Here is an 18,788-nt window from a genome sequence, read left to right on the forward strand (position 1 = left end):
CGAAACCGGAATGCATTTTGTGGAGATGGAGCGTATATCTCCGTGTGTCTACCGGATTCAATTTTGCAGCACGGGTTATTTTCAAGCCATTGAAGGAGGCGAACATGTTTGAAATCATCGATCAGGAATCCGATTCGACTGTCATTAAGGTGATCGGTGTCGGCGGCGCCGGCGGCAATGCGGTCGAGCATATGATCCGCGAAGGCGTGCAGGGCGTGGAGTTCATCTGCACCAATACCGATGGCCAGGCGCTCAAGAATTCCAGCGCCGGCGTCAAGCTGCAACTGGGTCCGGGCCTCGGCGCTGGCGGCAAGCCGGCTCGCGCCCGCGACTTGGCGGAAGCCAGCCGCGAGCGTATCGCCGAAGCGCTGGCAGGGGCACACATGATTTTCATCACCGCCGGCATGGGCGGCGGTACCGGCACCGGCGCGGCGCCGGTCGTCGCCGAGGTCGCGCGCGAGTTGGGCATTCTGACCGTGGCCGTGGTGACCAAGCCCTTCGAGTTCGAAGGCAACCGGCTGCGCATCGCCGAAGAGGGTCTGTCAGCGCTGGCCGAAAATGTCGATTCGCTGATCGTGATCCTGAACGAGAAGTTGATGGAAGTTCTCGGCGAGGACATCAGCATGACCGAGGCTTTTCATTCGGCCGACAACGTGCTCAAGAACGCCGTCGGCGGCATCGCGGAAATCATCAATGTGCCTGGTTTGGTCAATGTCGATTTCGAGGACGTGCGTACCGTAATGGGCGAAATGGGCAAGGCCATGATGGGTTCGGCCAGCGCAACAGGCGTCGACCGCGCCCGCATCGCCGCGGAACAGGCCGCTGCCAGCCCGCTTCTGGAAGGCATCGAACTCTCCGGCGCGCGCGGCGTGCTGGTGAATATCACCGCCAGCAGTTCGCTTGGCATGAGGGAAGTCAAGGAAGTGATGAACACCATCCGCACCTATGCGGCAGATGATTCAACCATCATCTTTGGCACGGTCTTCGACGACGCCATGGAAGACCATCTGCGTGTCACCGTAGTCGCCACCGGCCTTGGCAGCAAGGCGGCAAAGCAGCGCCCGCCCGTGCTGAAGCCGGTCGAAGGTGTCGGGCTGCGTACCGGCACCGACAACTATGTCGTCGAGGCGATGCAGGGCGGCAATGGCGAGATATCGTTGCCGCCGGTTTTTCATACCAATCGCGCCCGCAATGCCGCGGTCGAGGCAATGTCAGCAAGTGGAATGGAGAAGTACGACATCCCCGCTTTCCTGCGCAAGCAAGCTGATTAACGTGAAAAAGCGGCGACGGAACGCCTTGTGATATCGAGCGTAGCGATCTGAATGGGGCGGGGGCATAGGCGGGGTTTCGCGAAGCATTGCTTCGCGCCGCCGCAGCTGGCCGGCTGTGCAAAGTCGGCCGTGGAACGGGGGTGGGGGCGTTCAATTTGCCTTTGCGCACTTTCATCCTCAGGGGTGGTGCTGGCGACCATGCGCATTAAGTCGGGAGCTAAAGCCAGGCGCCAGCAAATGACGCGCCTTCAAGCATGTCATTTGCCGGTGCCCCGCTCTTTGCGCTCCGCTTCATCGCCTTGACGTAAAATGTGCAAATCATGTTGAAACAGCGCACGCTCAAGTCCCTTGTACGCGCCACCGGCGTCGGCCTGCATTCCGGCGCCAAGGTGATGCTGGTGCTACGGCCGGCGCAGCCAAACACGGGCATTGTGTTTCGCCGCGTGGATCTCGATCCGGCAGTGGATATTGCCGCCAATCCCTTAACGGTCGGCGATACGCGTATGGCATCCTGCCTGGAAAAAGACGGCGCCAAGGTGGCGACGGTTGAGCATCTGATGTCGGCACTGGCCGGACTCGGCATCGATAACCTGTATGTGGATATTGACGCGCCTGAAATCCCGATCATGGATGGTTCGGCAGCGCCGTTTGTTTTCCTGCTGCAATCGGCCGGAATCGAAGAACAGAACGCAGCGAAGAAATTCGTCCGCATCAGGAAGACGGTTGAGGTGCGCGAGAGCGACAAGTGGGCACGCCTGTCGCCGTATGAGGGCTTCCGCCTCAACTTTTCGATCGTTTTCAATCATCCCGCAGTGGACAAGACCGGCGGCGAAGTCACCATCGACTTCGCCGACAACCGCTATGTGCAAGAAGTGGCGCGGGCACGCACCTTTGGTTTCATGCAGGATATAGAAGCCTTGCGCGACCAGGGGCTGGCTCTGGGCGGCAGTCTGGAAAACGCCATCGTGATGGACGAGTACCGGGTGCTGAACGCCGATGGCCTGCGTTACGCCAACGAGTTCGCCAAGCACAAGGTGCTGGATGCTGTCGGCGATCTGTATCTGATCGGCCATCCGTTGCTGGCGGAATTTTCCGCCCACAAATCCGGGCATGCCTTGAACAACAAGTTGCTGCGCGCCGTTCTGGCCGATGCCGAGGCGTGGAAATATGTGACTTTCGAACAGGCCGAAACCACGCCGGCCGCTGTCGCCGGTCTCTACCCGCAAGTGGCATGACGCTACGCCGCCGGGCCGCCCTGACCGAAAAAAATCCCCGTGGGACAAGGCGGAGCAGCAATAAACCGGAGCGGACGCAGTCCGCGAACAACAGTCACTCCTTCCCTCGGAAGTTGAGTCGGGGCTTCACAAAGCACTGCTTTGCGCCGTCGAGACCGACGAACCATGCAGGGCTAGTCCTGGAACGGGGTGGGGGTTAGGTTATGCTGCTATTGCGGATTGCCGGTTTTCTGACGGTGATCATCATCGGGGCTGGTATTGTTGCCTATCTCTTCAGCGGCGATCGGCGCTATCTTCGTCTCTCGGGACGCGTCGCCAAATGGGCGCTGGTTTTTGTTCTGGTCATCCTCAGCCTGATGTTTCTGGAGCGGCTTATCGTCTTGTAGTCCTGATCCGCGCCCGTAGTGCAAATCGCTCCAAGGCAGTTCTCAAAGGCGACTCCTGAGGTAGGCTCTGTGCCAGCGATGTAAGTCCCTGCTTCGTTGCAATCCCAATATCGGCAGGGGATTCCTGTTTTCTCCCGCTATCCGAAGCGATACCGGGTTGCACTTTTACCTGTATTTCGTTAACGTCCACCCCGGATTGCCGGAAGGATTCCGTCAATCTGGGGGTCAGTTGCCGGATTTTCGCAGCGACTGCGCTATTGGTGGCATGGATGACCACCTTTCCGAGTTTCATGTTGGCCACTCGGCCATGCTGTGCCAGCGCCGCCGGTGCGGCGCGTTCGAATATTCGCTGCAGATTTAATAATTTTCCTGCGTGTGCTGAAAGTCGCGCAAGGTTACTGTCGGCGTTGAGAAAATCGGCAATGTTGCGTGAGGCCATGGACTGATCGTAGCGGGGAGGATAGGCGTGCATATTATTCTTGTTTCAAACCGGCTGGCGACTGCCAAGACCATCACCATCACACCGCGCCTGCTGCTGGGCGTCGCAGTCGGTTTCATCATGCTCGTATTTGGCCTTTCTTCCCTGTTTTCGTATGTCACAGTGCGTCATGCCGCTGAAATTCGCCTGCCTTTCCTGCAGGATCTGGTGCGTGATACGACCAACGAGGACTCCCGCCGCCGCAGCGAGTTCATGCGGGAAAATCTCAAGGTGATGGCCATCAAGGTCGGCGAGTTGCAGGCGCGGCTGGTGCGCCTGGATTCGCTCGGCGAGCGCATGGCGAATCTGGCGGGCATCAAGACCCAGGAACTCAGGGCGGCTGATCGGGTTGAAGCCGGCCGCGGCGGTCCGCTGCTCAAGGCAACTCCGCTTTCCGCGGACGAGCTGCAACAGACGCTCGACGCTCTGTCGCATGAAGTGGAAGCTCGCTCCGACACCCTGGCGCTTCTCGATTCGCACCTGTTCGATGAGCGCGTGCGCAGACGCATGCTGCCGACCACCCTGCCGGTGGATGCGCAATGGAACTCTTCCGGCTTCGGCTGGCGCATCGACCCCTTTACCGGCGAGCGTGCCATGCATACAGGTGTAGACTTCCCCGCCGATATCGGCGCCAAAGTGGTTTCCGCGGCGGCCGGCATCGTCGTTTCGGCCGAGTTCCATCCCGATTACGGCAACATCATTGAAATCGATCATGGCAACGACCTCACCACGCGTTATGCGCACCTCTCACACATGCTGGTGAAGCTCGGCAGCGTGGTCAAGCGCGGGCAAGTGATAGCCGAGTCGGGCACTACCGGCCGTTCGACCGGACCGCACCTGCACTTCGAGGTCCGTTTCCGCGGCGTGGCGCAAAATCCCAACCGCTTCCTCGAACAGGCCCGCGACGACATCACGCGCGTTGCCCGGCGTTAAAGGCTTTCAAGAGCTCAGGGGCCTGGATGGCCCCATGATAAAATTGCCGTTTTGCCAAACGGTTAACGCCTCCCTCATGATTTCCGGCATTCTCAAAAAGATTTTCGGCAGCCGCAATGAGCGCCTGCTGCGCCAGTACCGTGGCACAGTCAACAAAATCAATTCACTTGAAGCTGGCTTGCAGGGCTTGTCCGACGAGCAGTTGGCGGCCAAGACAGCGGAGTTCAAGCAGCGCGTTGCCAACGGCGAATCGCTCGACGACATCCTGCCCGAAGCTTTCGCCGTGGTGCGCGAAGCCGGCAAGCGAGTGCTCGGCATGCGCCACTTCGACGTACAACTGGTCGGCGGCATGGTGCTGCATAACGGCAAAATATCCGAAATGCGCACCGGCGAGGGCAAGACGCTGGTGGCGACGCTGCCGTCCTATCTGAATGCCCTGTCGGGCAAGGGCGTGCATGTGGTGACGGTGAACGACTACCTCGCCAGCCGCGATGCGGAATGGATGGGCCGTCTGCACCGCTTCCTCGGCCTTTCCGTCGGCTGCAACCTGTCGCAAATGGCGCACGATGCCAAGCAGGCCGCTTACGCGGCTGACATCACCTATGGCACCAACAACGAATTCGGCTTCGACTACCTGCGCGACAACATGGTCTACACGGCTGGTGAGAGGGTGCAACGCGGCCTCAATTTCGCCATTGTTGACGAAGTCGATTCGATCCTCATCGACGAGGCGCGCACGCCGCTCATCATCTCCGGCCAGGCCGAGGACCATACCGATCTCTACGTCCGCATGAACGCAGTGCCGCCGTTGCTCACGAAAGGCGAGGCAGCCAAGACTCCGGAAGAGTGCGACAGCGGCGACTACACCGTCGATCTCAAGTCGCATCAGGTGCTGCTCACCGAACAGGGCCACGAAAGCGCCGAACGCATCCTCGCGCAGATAGGTCTTTTGCCGGAAGGCGGCAGCCTCTATGAGCCGGCGAACATCATGCTCATGCATCATCTCTACGCCGCGTTGCGCGCGCACAGCCTGTTCCTGCGCGATCAGCAGTATGTGGTGCAGAACGGCGAAGTCATCATCGTCGACGAGTTCACCGGGCGCCTGATGTCGGGCCGGCGCTGGTCCGACGGACTGCATCAGGCGGTGGAAGCCAAGGAAGGCGTGGCGATCCAGGCCGAGAACCAGACGCTGGCATCGATCACTTTCCAGAACTATTTCCGCATGTACGGCAAGCTCGCCGGCATGACCGGCACCGCGGACACGGAAGCCTACGAATTCCACCAGATTTATAACCTGGAAACGGTGGTGATTCCGACCAACCAGCCGATGGTACGCCGTGACGAGAACGATCAGATCTACCGTACCGCGAATGAAAAATACACGGCGATCATTGCCGACGTGCGCGCCTGCAACGGGCGCGGACAACCTGTACTGATCGGCACCACGTCAATTGAAAACTCCGAGGTGCTGTCCGAACTCCTGAAAAAGGAAAAGCTGCCGCACAACGTATTGAATGCCAAGCAGCACGAACGGGAAGCGCAGATCGTCATCGATGCCGGCCTTCCGGCCCAGATCACCATCGCCACCAACATGGCCGGTCGCGGTACCGACATCGTGCTCGGCGGCAGCATCGAGAAACGCCTCGATGCGATTCGTTTGAATGAAACGCTGAGTGCAGAAGAAAAAGCCAAACTCACCGCGGAAATGAAGGCCGATTGGCAGAAGCTGCACGACAAGGTAGTCGCCGCGGGCGGCCTGCACATCGTCGGTTCCGAACGCCATGAATCACGCCGCATCGACAACCAGTTGCGCGGCCGGGCCGGGCGCCAGGGCGATCCGGGGTCGTCGCGCTTCTATCTCGCGCTGGATGACCCGCTGCTCAAGATCTTCGCCGGCGACCGGCTCAACACCATCATGGTTCGCCTCAAGATGCCGGAAGGCGAGGCAATCGAACATCCGCTGGTGTCGCGCTCCCTGGAGTCAGCGCAACGCAAGGTCGAACAGCGCAACTTCGACATCCGCAAGCAATTGCTCGAATACGACGATGTCGCCAACGACCAGCGCAAGGTGATCTACCAGCAGCGCAACGAGTTGCTGGTGACGGAAGACATCAGCGAGACTATCACCTCGATGCGGCAGGGCTACGTGCATGACACCTTCCGCCTCCATGTGCAACCCGAGAGCGTCGAGGAGCAATGGGATATCCCCGGACTTGAAACCGCATTGGCAGCTGAATTGCGTCTCGATCTGCCGATTGCGGAATGGCTCAAGGCCGAGCCCGAACTCGACGGCGATGACCTATTAAAGCGCGTGATCGACGCAGCCGACGAAGCCTATGCCCAAAAGATAGTCGACGTCGATCCTGCCGCCTGGCATGGTTTTGAACGCAACGTAATGTTGCAAAGCCTCGACAGCCACTGGCGCGAACATCTGTCGGCACTCGATCACCTGCGGCAGGGCATTCACCTGCGCGGCTACGCGCAAAAGAATCCGAAGCAGGAATACAAGCGCGAAGCCTTCGAACTATTCGAAACGCTGTTAAGTGCCGTGCGCGCCGACGTCATCAAGCTGCTGATGACAGTCGAGATTCGCTCGCAGGAACAGATCGAGGAAGCCGAACAACCACCGCCACAAGTCGAGAACGTCCAGTACCACCATGCCGGCTATGACGAAGCTCTGGGAACGGTCGAGGAGCGGCCGCAACAACCGGTGCATGCGGCGCCCAAGATCGGCCGCAACGACCCCTGCCCTTGCGGCAGCGGCAAAAAATACAAGCACTGCCACGGCAAGCTGAGTTAGATTAACGCGCATGGTCGCCAGCGCCCCCCTTGATGATGAAAATGCGCGAAAGGCAAATTGAACGCCCCACCCCACCCCAACCCTGCCCCGGGGCGAGGTTACTGATTTGCTCGCTACGCTCGATAGTCACAATGCGCGCTGTTTTTGCTTTTTCACGCTAACTGTCCCGACCGCTGAGCTGATTGGCAAGCCTGACATAATCTTCAACCCCCAGCCTCTCCGGGCGCACCGTGGGCGTAATGCCCAGGTCCTGGAGTTGCGCCTCCGAAAACAGCTTGCGCAAAGTGTTGCGCAGCATCTTGCGCCGCTGCGAGAAAGCGGCGCTCACCACACTGGCGAAGACTTCCATATTGCGTGCATGAAGTTCATCCGCCGGTTTCGGAATCATGCGCACTACGGCGGAATTCACCTTCGGCGCCGGCGTGAAGGCGCCCGGCGGCACGATGAACAGGCGCTCCATGTGGAAGCGGTATTGCAGCATCACCGACAGCCGTCCGTATTCGCCGCTCCCCGGGGCGGACACCATGCGATCGACCACTTCCTTTTGCAACATGAAGTGCATGTCATGCACATGGCTGGCGAACGCGCCAAGATGGAACAGCAGCGGCGTGGAGATGTTGTAGGGCAGATTCCCTACCACGCGGAGATTCTCGCCCAAGGTCGCAAAATCAAAGCCGAGTGCATCGCCTTCATGGATGATCAGCTGGTCGGCAGGGAAGCGCTGTTTCAATTCAGAGATCAGATCACGATCGATCTCGACGACATGCAATCGATCCAGCGCAGCCAGAAGCGGCTCGGTAATCGCCGCCTGGCCGGGGCCGATCTCCACTATCAGGTCGCCGCGCTGCGGCGCAATCGCGGCGACGATCTTGCGGATGATGCCAGGTGAATTAAGAAAGTTCTGGCCGAAGCGCTTGCGCGGGATATGCGCCATGGTATGAAACCCTTTAAGTCACAGAGGTCACAGAGAGAACCAAACCCGCGATGGTAGGGGATATTGGTTTTGAATTTCTCTGTACCCTCTGTGACCTCTGTGGCTAATTGCCTTTGGCATTTGCTTTTCTGCTGGCAATCTCTATAGCCATTCTCACGGCCGCAAACAGGCTGCCCGGATCGGCGCGGCCGGTGCCGGCCAGACCGAGGGCCGTGCCGTGATCGACCGAAGTGCGCAAAATCGGCAGGCCGAGGGTGATATTCACGCCTTCTTCAAAAGCCGCATACTTCAAAACCGCCAGCCCCTGGTCGTGATACATCGCGAGCTGGGCGTCAGAACCGGCCAGCACCTTGCGCGTAAACAAGGTATCCGCCGGCAACGGCCCGACCAGATCCATACCTTCATTGCGCAGGCGTTCCAGCACCGGCGTAATGATCTCGATTTCCTCGCGGCCGAGATGGCCATCTTCGCCCGCATGAGGGTTGAGCCCGGCAATGAGAATGCGCGGCCGTTCGATACCGAACTTGTTGCGCAGATCGGTATCGATAATGCGCAACGTCGTTTCCAGTTCCTGCTGCGTGATTGCCGCCGGGACTTCCTTCAGCGCCAGATGCGTGGTCGCCACGGCGACGCGCAAGCCGGCGCCGGCCAGCATCATCACCACGCGCGGCGTGCCGGTTTTTTCGGCAAGATATTCGGTATGGCCGGTAAAGGGAATCCCGCCTGCGTTGATGATGCTCTTCTGCACCGGGGCAGTGACCATCGCTGCGTAACGGCCATCGAGGCAACCTTGCAGCGCACAGTTGATGACGTCGATGACATAGGGCGCGTTGCGTGCATCGAGTCGGCCTGCAACGCTGGGAACACGCAAAGGAACATGCTCGGTATCGAGGCCGGTTACCGACTTGCCGATCAGCCGCGCACGTTGCGCAAGCAATTCCCGATCGCCGATAACGACAATACGCGCCGGCAGATCGGTATTGGCCAGCGCAAGACAAATCTCCGGGCCGATACCGGCGGGTTCTCCGCTGGTAACGGCAATTAGAGGAAGGTCAGAAGTCATTTAAGCGCACACTGTTTGCAAGTACAGGCTCCCCCCGCCGCAATGTCACCAGCGCAAGCGCTGGTTGGGGCAACTGCCCTTCCTCCCATCCTCCCTCCCCACCACGGGAGGGAAGTGACTAATCGCCCCGCCCAAGGGGCGGCGGTAGGGGGTGGGCCACCGAATTTCCCAAGGAGTGCGCTTCTGCACCCCTTGGGGAAAGGGGTTGGGAGATAGGTCGTTTTATTTCTCGTCGAGACGATATTCGACATACGCCTGATCGCGCTGCTGGCGCAGCCAGTCCTGATAGGCTTCATCGGCCTTGCGCTCGCGCAGGGCCATGCGGGCAACCAGGCGCTGACGCTCCTTGGAACCCTCATCAACGCGGCGTTCAAGTACCTGGATCAAGTGCAGCCCGAAGGACGATTGCACCGGTTTGCTGATTTCACCGATCTTGAGCTCATCCATTGCATGCTCGAACTCGGGCACGGTGTCGCCCTGATACAGCCATCCCAGGTCGCCGCCCTTGGAAGCGGAAAGATCGTCGGAATAGAGACGCGCCAGCTCGGCAAAGTCGGCGCCATTATTGAGCCGCTCCTTGATGCCGTCGAGCTTGCGCCGTGCATCGGCCTCGGACGTCAGGTCGTTGATGCGGATCAGGATGTGGCGGGCGTGGGTTTGCTTGAGCGCAGGCAGGCCTTGTTTGGCATCTAGGCGTTCGATCAGCTTGATGATGTGGAAACCAGCCGGGCTGCGCAGGATATCGCTTATCCCGCCCGGTTGCAGTTTGCCCAGAGCGTCGCCAAACAGGGGCGGCAGACGATCCACCGCCCGCAGTCCAACGACACCGCCAGTGAGGGCATCCGGCGCATCGGAAAAGGTGGCGGCGACCTTGCCGAAATCTTCTCCGGCCTTGATCTGCGCCAGCGCCTGTTCGGCGCGCTCGCGCAGGCGCTGCAGCTGTTCTGGCGTTGCCTGTTCTGGCGCGCGAATCAGGATGTGGGCGATGTTGACCTTGCCGCTCTCGGCCGGCGGCGGATTGGCAAGGTAATTGTCGATCTCACCGTCGGAAACGGTGACGCGGTTGTCGACTTCGCGATCGCGCAGGCGGCTGAGAACGACCTGCTCGCGAATATCCTGGCGGAAGTGGTCCCAGTTCATGCCGTCATGTTCTATCGACGCCTTCATGTCGGCGACCGACGCATTGTTGCTCTCGGCGATGCGGCGAATGGTGGCGTCAAGGTCGCCGTCGGAAACCGAGAGACCGGTATCCTTGGCGTACTGCAACTGGATGCGGTCCATGATGAGACGCTCCAGCGCCTGCTTGACCATCACATCCTCGGCAGGAGGCTGAATGTTCTGGGCGTGCAATTGCTGCAAGGCAGCCGCCAGACGCAGCTTCAGGTCGTATTCGGTAATCGCTTCGCTGTTGACCACGGCGATCACGCGATCAGCCGGGATAACGGGCGCAGGAGCGCTCTGTGCGACGATCGGCAATTGCAGGGCCAGCAGCAGCGGAAGTAAATGGCGCAGTTTCATGGGATTCCTAAGCCGGCCAAGCCGGAACCAAACAAGGATAAAAAGATAACTTCGATGAAGGACTTTGGCCGGAAAAGCAAATAAAGGCCGCCCCTCCCATCCGCCCACGACTGGTTTTGCACAACCAGCCGGCTGCGGCGGCGCGGAGCAGTGCTCCGCGAAACCCCGCCTACACCCCCCTCACGGGGAAGGCGATTGTTAGGCTCGCTTCGCTCGAAATGCTTCGCACGATTTGTCATGACTTAACCAATTAATGAATAAACTATTCGGCGAACACCGGATCCGCGGGTGTATTGGTGATTTGTCCGTAGCCGGGGATGTTGCGCTTGAGCAAATTGAGCGGATTGGAACCGATGCTGGAGAAACTGTTCAGTTCGAGTTGGATGAAGATTGAATTGTTGACCTGCCCCACCGCCGTGGCAAGGCGCTGCAGCACAAAGCGCGTGGCCCAGCAACCGCCATCGTATTCGAGGCCGCCAATGGTTTCGATGGCGCGCTTGTCGCGGAAGGAATAGTTATAACGTGCCACCGCATGCCAGCCGCCGAACAGCGGCCACTGCGCCGACGTATCGATCTGTCGCAGCAGGCTGCGCGTGAAGCGATAACTCGCGTTCAACGCCTTGCCCGGTTCCGGTTGATAGCGCGCGCCGAGGTTGAAGCGCTCCACTGCGGAATCCTGATAGTTGTACTGCATGCCGCTGTCGATACTGAATTCGCGATTCAATTTACCCGTCAGCGCGGCGAGAAAATCGGCAGTACGCCCGGTCCGTGGCACAACACCGTTGAGAGTTACCTGCTGGTCGGCGAAATAATAGCGCTGGCCGATCGCGCCGCGCAGCAGTTCTTCGCCGTTGGCGGTGTTGATGATACGGGATGTCGCTGCCAGAGTCAGTTGATTGGCATCGGCAACGCGGTCGCCGCCTGAATAGGCATTCTCGGTAAATATCTGCGCAAAATTGAAGTCGGCAAGGCTGGTATCGAAATTGACAACCTGGCCGGGCTTGTCGAGAATGGACTGGTCACGGTGGGGCACCCTGAGGTAAAACGCACGGGGTTCCAGGGTCTGCGTCAGGTCCTGGCTGAAGAGTTGCAATGGCCGCTCGAATACCGCCCCGCTATCGACACTGAAAATCGGCACATTGCGCGTGAACTGGTCGGGAAGCGTTGTGCCGGCGGCTTGCTGGTTGGTCAGTTGATAACGCGTCGAGTTGAAGCCGATCTTGGGTGTCACATAATACGCGGCGGTTTGCATCGGGTAGGCAAGCTGGGGATATAACGTGGTTCGCTTGCCTTCGATCTTGGTTCCTGTCGGATTGCTGAAGTTCGCATATTCGCCGGAAAAAATCACCTCGGTGCCAAACGGCATGTCGGCACGATCAGCGGTCAGCAGCAACTGCGGCAGGCGATCGTAGGGAATCGCCAGCGGCGGCTGGGAAGGATCCTGCAAGGTCTGGAAGCGTTGCGCCATCAGGCTGGCCGACCACCATTCGCTGCCGCCGTAATTGAGGCGCCCTTCGCGCAGGAGATTGGTTTGCGTAATGTTGGACAGGCGCGTCGATAAATCGGTGAAGTAGGTATCGTCGGAGACCTTGTTCAGATTGAGTTCGCCGGTGAAGCCATAACCAAAGTCCTGATTATGCAAAATGGTGCGCGCGTTGCGGTTGGTGTGCGTGATCTCGTCGTTGCCCAGATATTCGCCGGCAATCTGTCCTGAATAACTCCGCCCCAGATAGCGATATTCGCCGTTCCACTGCGTACCGCGCTTGGTCATGACACGCGGCGCAAGGGTGGCATCCATGTCCGGCGCAATGTTCCAGTAGAACGGCGTGGTGAGTTCCAGGCCACCCTTGCTGGTACTGCCGATGGTCGGCGCCAGAAGGCCGGTCTTGCGCTTGTTGTCCAAAGTAAACGACAACCAGGGCGAATACAGGATCGGTATTCCCTTGAACACTACGGTTGCACTTCTGGCGGTACCCTCACTAGTGGTGTAATCCAGCGACAGATTGCTGACGCGCGCGAACCAGTCCGGATCGCTGCCGTTCGCGGGGCAAGTGGTGTAGGTGGCATCGGCAAGCCGGTACTTGTCCTTGCCCTGGAAATCGAGGCGAGCCGCCGTACCGTGTGCGGCAGCGGCGGTATCCTTGCTGTTGAAGGCATGTATCGAATAGGCCGGCGTATCGAACGTCCCAACGCTGTCGCCCAGCTTGAGTTTCAAGTGCGGTCCGGCAATCGCCTCGCCGGGGCTGGTCAGTTTGACATTGCCGGTCGCCTCGGCCTCATCGAGCGGCTCGCGATACACCATGCGGTCGGCTTTCACCGTACGTTCGCCATACTGCAAGTCAACATTGCCCTCGGCAGTAGTTTCGACACTGGTCGTGCCTTCGATGCGTTCGGCAGTCAGATAGATCTGCTGCTTTCCCGGCGCTGCGGAATTCGGTCCCACCGGCTTTGCCGGCGCTGCCGGAGTAGATGGGGCGGGAACAGGTGCGGCGGGAGCGGCAACCGGGGCTTCGCCCTCAGTGCCTGCCGCGGCAGGTGGCAGAGAGACTGCCGCGGGCGCGGTGGCAGGCTGTGAGGGGGCAACCGGCGGAAGCCCCAGCAGCGCCGGATCGACCTGTAATGGAGGTAGTTTTGTCGGCGCTGCCTGAGCGCCGGCAGCAACAAGCAAGGTCAGGAATCCGAATTGTCCGCGCAAGGAACGGGCCATGCTTTTGTCGTAGGGTAAGCCCCCCGTGCTTCCGGATCCGGCGGGCTGAATGTTAAGATGCGGCGGATTCTAACATCCGCGCCGCGCACCAAGACCCATGCAACGCCAACGCGCCATCGAGCACTGGCTGGCCCGCTTGTTTCCCGGCAAGGCCTTTTCCCTCGCGCCCGCTTCCAGCGATGCGAGCTTCCGCCGCTACTTTCGCGTCACCTGGCAGGATGCCACGACGGCGATTGTCATGGACGCCCCGCCGGCGCATGAGGACTTGCATCCCTGGCTGCAAGTGCAGCAACTGTTCCACGCCGCGGGCGCGGCGGTGCCGGACATCCTGGCGCGGGAGCTTGAACAGGGGTTTCTGCTGATCTCCGACCTCGGCGCCACCACCTATCTCGATATACTGCGCCACGCCACGCCGCAGCAGGCATACCCGCACTATCTCGCCGCGCTGGACACGCTGGTCGATATCCAGCGCGCCAGCCGGGCCGGCATGCTGCCGGAATATGATCGCGCCCTGTTGAAGCGCGAACTAGATCTGTTCCCCGACTGGTATGTGGCGCGCCATCTCGGCGTGGAAATGGGCAACGCGCAGCGCCAGCAGCTCGCCGCGGTGTTCGAGAAAATCCTCACCGTCAATCTCGCGGAACCGAAGGTGTATGTGCACCGCGACTACCATTCGCGCAACCTGATGCTGCCGGTCGCCGCAGGCAAGCCCGGCGTGATCGACTTCCAGGATGCCGTGTACGGCCCGATCAGCTACGACCTGGTGTCGCTGTTGAAGGATGCCTATATCGAATGGGAGGAAGAACAAGCCCTCGACTGGCTGATCCGCTATTGGGAAAAGGCGCGCCAGGCGGACCTGCCCGTCAATCCCGACTTTGCCGTGTTCCATCGCGACTACGAATGGATGGGCGTGCAGCGCCATCTCAAGGTGCTCGGCATTTTCGCGCGCCTGTATCACCGCGACGGCAAGGACGGCTACCTCAAGGACATGCCGCTGGTCGCCAAATACCTGCGCGGAGCCGTCTCCCGCTACGACGAACTCACACCACTGCGGCGACTGCTTGATCTACTGGAAGACAAAGTCACGGTGTTTGGTCATACCATGCCGGCTGGGCAGCTAAAGGCAAAACCCTGAGCCACAGAGGACACAGAGGTCACAGAGAAAGGCAAACCATGGGTAATAATCTGCCTCGCATCTTTGATGAAAAATGGAAATATTTCTGCCCCTAAGGCTACGTTCGACTATGACAAGATTTGCCTTTATTTGGTTCTTCGCAATAGCAATGTGTGGTTGCATATCAGTCGACAAGTATCCTGATAAATGGGGTGCGGCAGTCGCTGGCACGCGATCAGACATTTGTCCAAAATTGAGTGGTGTTTACGAGAACATTGGAGAAACAGCAGATGGACAACGTGCTTGGCTGGCATCCCGGTTATCTGGGATAACCGGTCGCGACAAGGAATTGCAATTGCAGATGCGTTACCAGTTTTGGAAAGACCTATCTGCTGCAAAAGTCGTGCAAATCCACGTTGCTGACAATCAAACATTAGCCATAAAAGTCACTGGCGAAGGTATCGAACACGAATGGACAGTGCCAAAAACACGAGTTGAGTGCAAAACCAATGCAATTACCATACATGGAGACGCAGTTATTAGCGGCGATAACGCTGTTGCGGTTGGTACAGACTCCATGGATTTATATCGCTCCGGTAATCAGCTCATCCTAAATCAAAGTGGTGGCGGAGTTGGCGTACTGCTTTTAGTCCCAGTAGTTGGCTATTCAAACCATTGGTCACGTTTTTCATTGATTGAAGAATAAGTTTTGTTCAGAGAGCTAACCCGTAGAAGAGTAAAAAGGGAGAGACATTTGGTTCTTCTCTGTGACCTCTGTGTCCTCTGTGGCTAACCGCCTTTTGCTTTCATGAAAGCCATGATCCTGGCCGCCGGGCGCGGCGAACGCATGCGCCCGCTGACCGACCACACGCCGAAGCCCCTGTTGCAAGCCGGCGGCAAGCCGCTGATCGTATGGCATCTGGAACGGCTGGCGGCGGCGGGCTTTGCCGACGTCGTCATCAACCACGCCCACCTCGGTGCGCAGATCGAGGCCGCGCTGGGCGCCGGTTCGCAATTCGGCCTGCATATCCGCTATTCGGCCGAGCCAGCGGGCGCGCTTGAAACCGCCGGCGGTATCGCCCAGGCCATGGCGCTGCTCGGCGCCGCGCCTTTTCTCGTCATCAACGGCGACACCTTCTGCGACTGGGATGTGGCGCAGGCGCCGCGCATCGCCGCGACAATGGGCGGCGATCTCGCTCATCTCGTGCTGGTGCCGAATCCTGAACATCATTCCAAGGGCGACTTCGTGTTGAATCATGGCCGTGTGTCAGTGGATAACGCAACGGATAGTTCGCTCCAGCATAACGATTCCAATGAATCCGTTCGGCCTGAGCTTGTCGAAGGCCAGTTGATGCAAGGTAAATGCGGTTCGACAGGCTCACCGCGAACGGTAACCCGTTTGCTGGAACGACCTGCGAAGCTCACCTTCTCCGGCACCGGCATCTATCGCCCCGAACTGTTCGCCGCCATCGCGCCCGGCAGCCGGGCGAAGCTGGCGCCGTTGCTGGTCGAGGCCATGAATGCGGACCGCGTCGGCGGCAGCCGCCATAACGGGCGCTGGATCGACGTCGGCACCCCGGAGCGCCTCGCTGCGCTGGATGCGGAACTGGTGCGACTGGGGTAATCTGCGCCCGTGGACATCAACCCCTTCAAATCGCGCCGTGCGAAGCTCATCGAAAAAATGGGCAGCGGCATCGCCATCATCCCGACGGCGATGGAAAAATATCGGAACAGCGACGCGAGCTATCCGTATCGCGCCGACAGTTATTTCCATTACCTGACCGCCTTTCCGGAGCCGGAAGCGGTGCTGGTGTTGATCGCCGGCCGAGGTAAAAATGGGCCGCAACAGATCCTGTTCTGCCGCGACAAGGATATGGAACGCGAAATCTGGGACGGTTTTCGCCATGGGCCCGAAGCAGCGAAAGATGTCTTCGGCTTCGATGCCGCATTCTCGATCAAGACGCTTGACGAGCAGTTGCCGCAGTTGATTGCCGACCAGCCAGCGCTGCATTTTTCACTGGGACACGATTCGGCCTGGGATGCGCGCATCACCGCCGCGCTGAATGCGGTACGCGCTCAAACCCGCACCGGCAAACGCCCGCCCGCCGCCATCCACGATGTGTACATAGCACTCGACGAAATGCGCCTGATCAAGGATGCGCACGAGATTGCCTTGATGAAGCAGGCGGCCGCCATCTCCTGCACGGCGCATCGGCGCGCCATGCAGTTCGCCGCGCCGGGCAAATATGAATACGAGATCGAAGCCGAATTGCTGCATGAGTTCCGCCGCCACGGCAGCCAGTACCCGGCCTACAGCTCCATCGTTGCCGCCGGGGCGAACGCCTGCGTGTTGCACTACGTCGGCAACAACCATCGGGTAGGCGCCGGCGACCTGATCCTGATTGATGCCGGCTGCGAACTTGATGGTTATGCTTCCGACATCACGCGCACTTTCCCCGCCAATGGCCGCTTTTCGCCGGCGCAACGCGATATTTACGAACTGGTGCTGATGGCACAAACCGCCGCGATTGCCGCGACCAAGCCAGGCGCCAGATTCATCGATCCGCACGAAGCGGCGCTCAAAGTTTTGACGCAAGGCTTACTCGACCTGAAGCTGCTCTCCGGCACGCTCGGCGAAGCGCTCGAAAAGGAAAGCTACAAGCGCTTCTACATGCACCGTACCAGCCATTGGCTCGGCCTCGACGTACATGACGTCGGGGAATACAAGGAAAGCGAGAAGTGGCGAACCCTCGTGCCGGGAATGGTCCTCACCATGGAGCCCGGTTGTTACATCCGCCCCGCCGCCGATGTGCCGGAAGCGTTCTGGAATATCGGCATCCGTATTGAAGACGATGCCCTGGTCACGGCGGAGGGCTGCGAAATAATCACCACCGCCGCACCGAAGACCATTGCGGATATCGAAGCACTCATGAGTAAGGAGTGAGGGGTGAGGAGCGAAGAGTTGACGCCTGTAGCCATCGTGGGAGGCGGCCCGGTCGGCATGTCGCTCGCACTGGCATTGCACAAGCAAGGCATCGCCGCCAAAATTTTCGATGCGCGCGGGCGCGGCGCGGGACTCGACGACCAGCGCATTCTGGCGCTCTCCTACGGCACCCGGCAAACCCTCGAATGGCTCGGTGCCTGGCAAGGCATGGATGCGACACCGATCCGTACCATCCACATCTCGCAGCGCGGCCATGGCGGCCGCAGTGTAATCCGCGCCGAACAGGAACACATCCCCGCGCTGGGCTACGTGGTCTCCTTACGCGAACTGTACAGAGTGCTCGACGCAGCCGTCGCCGCCGCCAATATCGTCTATCACGACAACACGCGCATCGAGGTTGTGAATGCCGAGGTACGACACGTCAATTTTCTGGCCGGGGGCGAAACCTGCCGCGCCCAGCTCGTCGCCTATGCAGAAGGTATCGTCGATAACACCGCTGACATCAATCGTCACGACTATGCCCAGCATGCCGTGACAACCATTGTCAGCGCAAGCGAAGCGCCGCAAGGCAGGGCCTGGGAGCGTTTCACGGCCCAAGGCCCCATCGCATTGTTACCGTTTGGGCATGCCTTTGCGCTGGTGCAAAGCTGTTCACCCGAAATCGCTGGCGCATTGACGACAATGCCCGCAACAGAGTTTCTCGCCCAGTTACAAGACTGCTTCGGACAACGCTTGCACTTCACTGGCACCGGACCGCGTCATTCCTTTCCGCTTGGCTTGCGCTATCGCCACGAAGCCGTGGCTGAACGTCAGGTGTGGCTCGGCAATGCCGCGCAAACCTTGCACCCGGTCGCCGGCCAGGGCTTCAACCTGGCCTTGCGCGATGTGCGCGAACTGGCGCGAACATTGACAAACGCCGTGGATTCCGGCGCACCCGACCTGCTGCATCGCTATGCGAAAAAGCGCCAGCTCGACCGGCGCTGCACCATCGGCTTCACCGATACCCTGGTGCGCCTGTTCAGCAACGACAACCCCTTGCTCGGCCATGCGTGCGGCGCGGGCCTGCTCGGCCTCGATCTGTTGCCGGCGGCGCGCAGCTTCCTCGCCCGGCGCATGATGTTCGGCGCGCGCGCCTGGTAGTCAGAACGCGCATGGTCGCCAGCACCACCCATGATGATGAAAATGCGCGAAAGGCAAATTGAACGCCCCCCACCCCCACCTGCTCCAGGGCTCGCCCTGCATGGCTCGCCCGTTTCGTCGGCGCAAAGCAGTGCTTTGCGAAACCCCGCCTCAACCCCCGGGGCGGGGTTACTGATTTGCTCGCTGCGCTCGATAGTCACAATGCGCATCGTTTTTGCTTTTCACTCCAATAACGCTTTCGCGTCAACGGTTATGAACTTTGGAC

General features: G+C 59.7%; 15 protein-coding genes. 10 read left to right on the plus strand and 5 right to left on the minus strand.

What is annotated here, in order from left to right:
* The first annotated feature begins 104 nt into the window (after positions 1-104).
* The 3 genes from ftsZ (at position 105) to K5E80_RS09955 (ending at position 2,892) form a co-directional block, all read left to right on the plus strand.
* Complete coding sequence (gene ftsZ, locus K5E80_RS09945; protein WP_220635999.1) at positions 105-1,271, plus strand: cell division protein FtsZ; 1,167 nt, start codon at positions 105-107, stop codon at positions 1,269-1,271.
* Positions 1,272-1,591: 320 nt separating this feature from the next.
* Positions 1,592-2,506: a UDP-3-O-acyl-N-acetylglucosamine deacetylase gene (gene lpxC / locus K5E80_RS09950; protein ID WP_220636000.1), complete on the plus strand. Its 915-nt coding sequence runs from the start codon at positions 1,592-1,594 to the stop codon at positions 2,504-2,506.
* A 203-nt stretch (positions 2,507-2,709) separates the two neighbouring features.
* The gene (locus K5E80_RS09955; RefSeq protein WP_220636001.1) at positions 2,710-2,892 is read left to right on the plus strand and encodes a hypothetical protein; all 183 of its coding nucleotides are present in this window, start codon (positions 2,710-2,712) and stop codon (positions 2,890-2,892) included.
* Here the strand turns inward: K5E80_RS09955 and K5E80_RS09960 are convergent.
* A complete protein-coding gene (locus K5E80_RS09960; protein ID WP_220636002.1) occupies positions 2,879-3,331 on the minus strand; it encodes a DciA family protein in 453 nt (150 codons plus the stop codon). The genes K5E80_RS09955 and K5E80_RS09960 overlap by 14 nt on opposite strands.
* Positions 3,332-3,358: 27 nt before the next feature.
* Between K5E80_RS09960 and K5E80_RS09965 the strand changes: the two genes are divergently transcribed.
* Both K5E80_RS09965 and secA read left to right on the plus strand, forming a co-directional pair.
* On the plus strand, positions 3,359-4,303 hold the full coding sequence (locus K5E80_RS09965) for a M23 family metallopeptidase (RefSeq protein ID WP_220636003.1): 945 nt from the start codon (positions 3,359-3,361) through the stop codon (positions 4,301-4,303).
* A 76-nt stretch (positions 4,304-4,379) separates the two neighbouring features.
* Complete coding sequence (gene secA / locus K5E80_RS09970) at positions 4,380-7,103, plus strand: preprotein translocase subunit SecA (protein WP_220636004.1); 2,724 nt, start codon at positions 4,380-4,382, stop codon at positions 7,101-7,103.
* 157 nt (positions 7,104-7,260) lie between these two features.
* Here the strand turns inward: secA and rsmA are convergent, their stop codons facing one another.
* From rsmA to K5E80_RS09990, 4 genes are all read right to left on the minus strand, one after another.
* A complete protein-coding gene (rsmA, locus tag K5E80_RS09975) occupies positions 7,261-8,037 on the minus strand; it encodes a 16S rRNA (adenine(1518)-N(6)/adenine(1519)-N(6))-dimethyltransferase RsmA (protein ID WP_220636005.1) in 777 nt (258 codons plus the stop codon).
* Between the two features lie 103 nt (positions 8,038-8,140).
* Positions 8,141-9,100, minus strand: a complete 960-nt coding sequence (gene pdxA / locus K5E80_RS09980) for a 4-hydroxythreonine-4-phosphate dehydrogenase PdxA (RefSeq protein ID WP_220636006.1) — start codon at positions 9,098-9,100, stop codon at positions 8,141-8,143.
* 222 nt (positions 9,101-9,322) lie between these two features.
* Entirely contained in the window at positions 9,323-10,618 is a 1,296-nt protein-coding gene (locus tag K5E80_RS09985; RefSeq protein WP_220636007.1) for a peptidylprolyl isomerase, read from the minus strand.
* A 262-nt stretch (positions 10,619-10,880) separates the two neighbouring features.
* The gene (locus K5E80_RS09990) at positions 10,881-13,325 is read right to left on the minus strand and encodes an LPS-assembly protein LptD (RefSeq protein ID WP_220636008.1); all 2,445 of its coding nucleotides are present in this window, start codon (positions 13,323-13,325) and stop codon (positions 10,881-10,883) included.
* 97 nt (positions 13,326-13,422) lie between these two features.
* Between K5E80_RS09990 and K5E80_RS09995 the strand changes: the two genes are divergently transcribed.
* The 5 genes from K5E80_RS09995 to K5E80_RS10015 all read left to right on the plus strand — a co-directional run bounded on the left by K5E80_RS09995 (position 13,423) and on the right by K5E80_RS10015 (position 18,523).
* A complete protein-coding gene (locus tag K5E80_RS09995; RefSeq protein WP_220636009.1) occupies positions 13,423-14,460 on the plus strand; it encodes an aminoglycoside phosphotransferase family protein in 1,038 nt (345 codons plus the stop codon).
* A gap of 109 nt (positions 14,461-14,569) precedes the next feature.
* A complete protein-coding gene (locus K5E80_RS10000; protein ID WP_220636010.1) occupies positions 14,570-15,145 on the plus strand; it encodes a hypothetical protein in 576 nt (191 codons plus the stop codon).
* 102 nt (positions 15,146-15,247) lie between these two features.
* Positions 15,248-16,063, plus strand: a complete 816-nt coding sequence (locus K5E80_RS10005) for a nucleotidyltransferase family protein (RefSeq protein WP_220636011.1) — start codon at positions 15,248-15,250, stop codon at positions 16,061-16,063.
* 15 nt (positions 16,064-16,078) lie between these two features.
* Entirely contained in the window at positions 16,079-17,383 is a 1,305-nt protein-coding gene (locus K5E80_RS10010) for an aminopeptidase P N-terminal domain-containing protein (RefSeq protein ID WP_220637296.1), read from the plus strand.
* Positions 17,384-17,386: 3 nt separating this feature from the next.
* Complete coding sequence (locus tag K5E80_RS10015) at positions 17,387-18,523, plus strand: FAD-dependent monooxygenase (RefSeq protein ID WP_220636012.1); 1,137 nt, start codon at positions 17,387-17,389, stop codon at positions 18,521-18,523.
* Positions 18,524-18,788: the final 265 nt, after the last annotated feature.

Origin of the sequence: Georgfuchsia toluolica (assembly GCF_907163265.1) — a bacterium.
GTDB lineage: Bacteria > Pseudomonadota > Gammaproteobacteria > Burkholderiales > Rhodocyclaceae > Georgfuchsia > Georgfuchsia toluolica.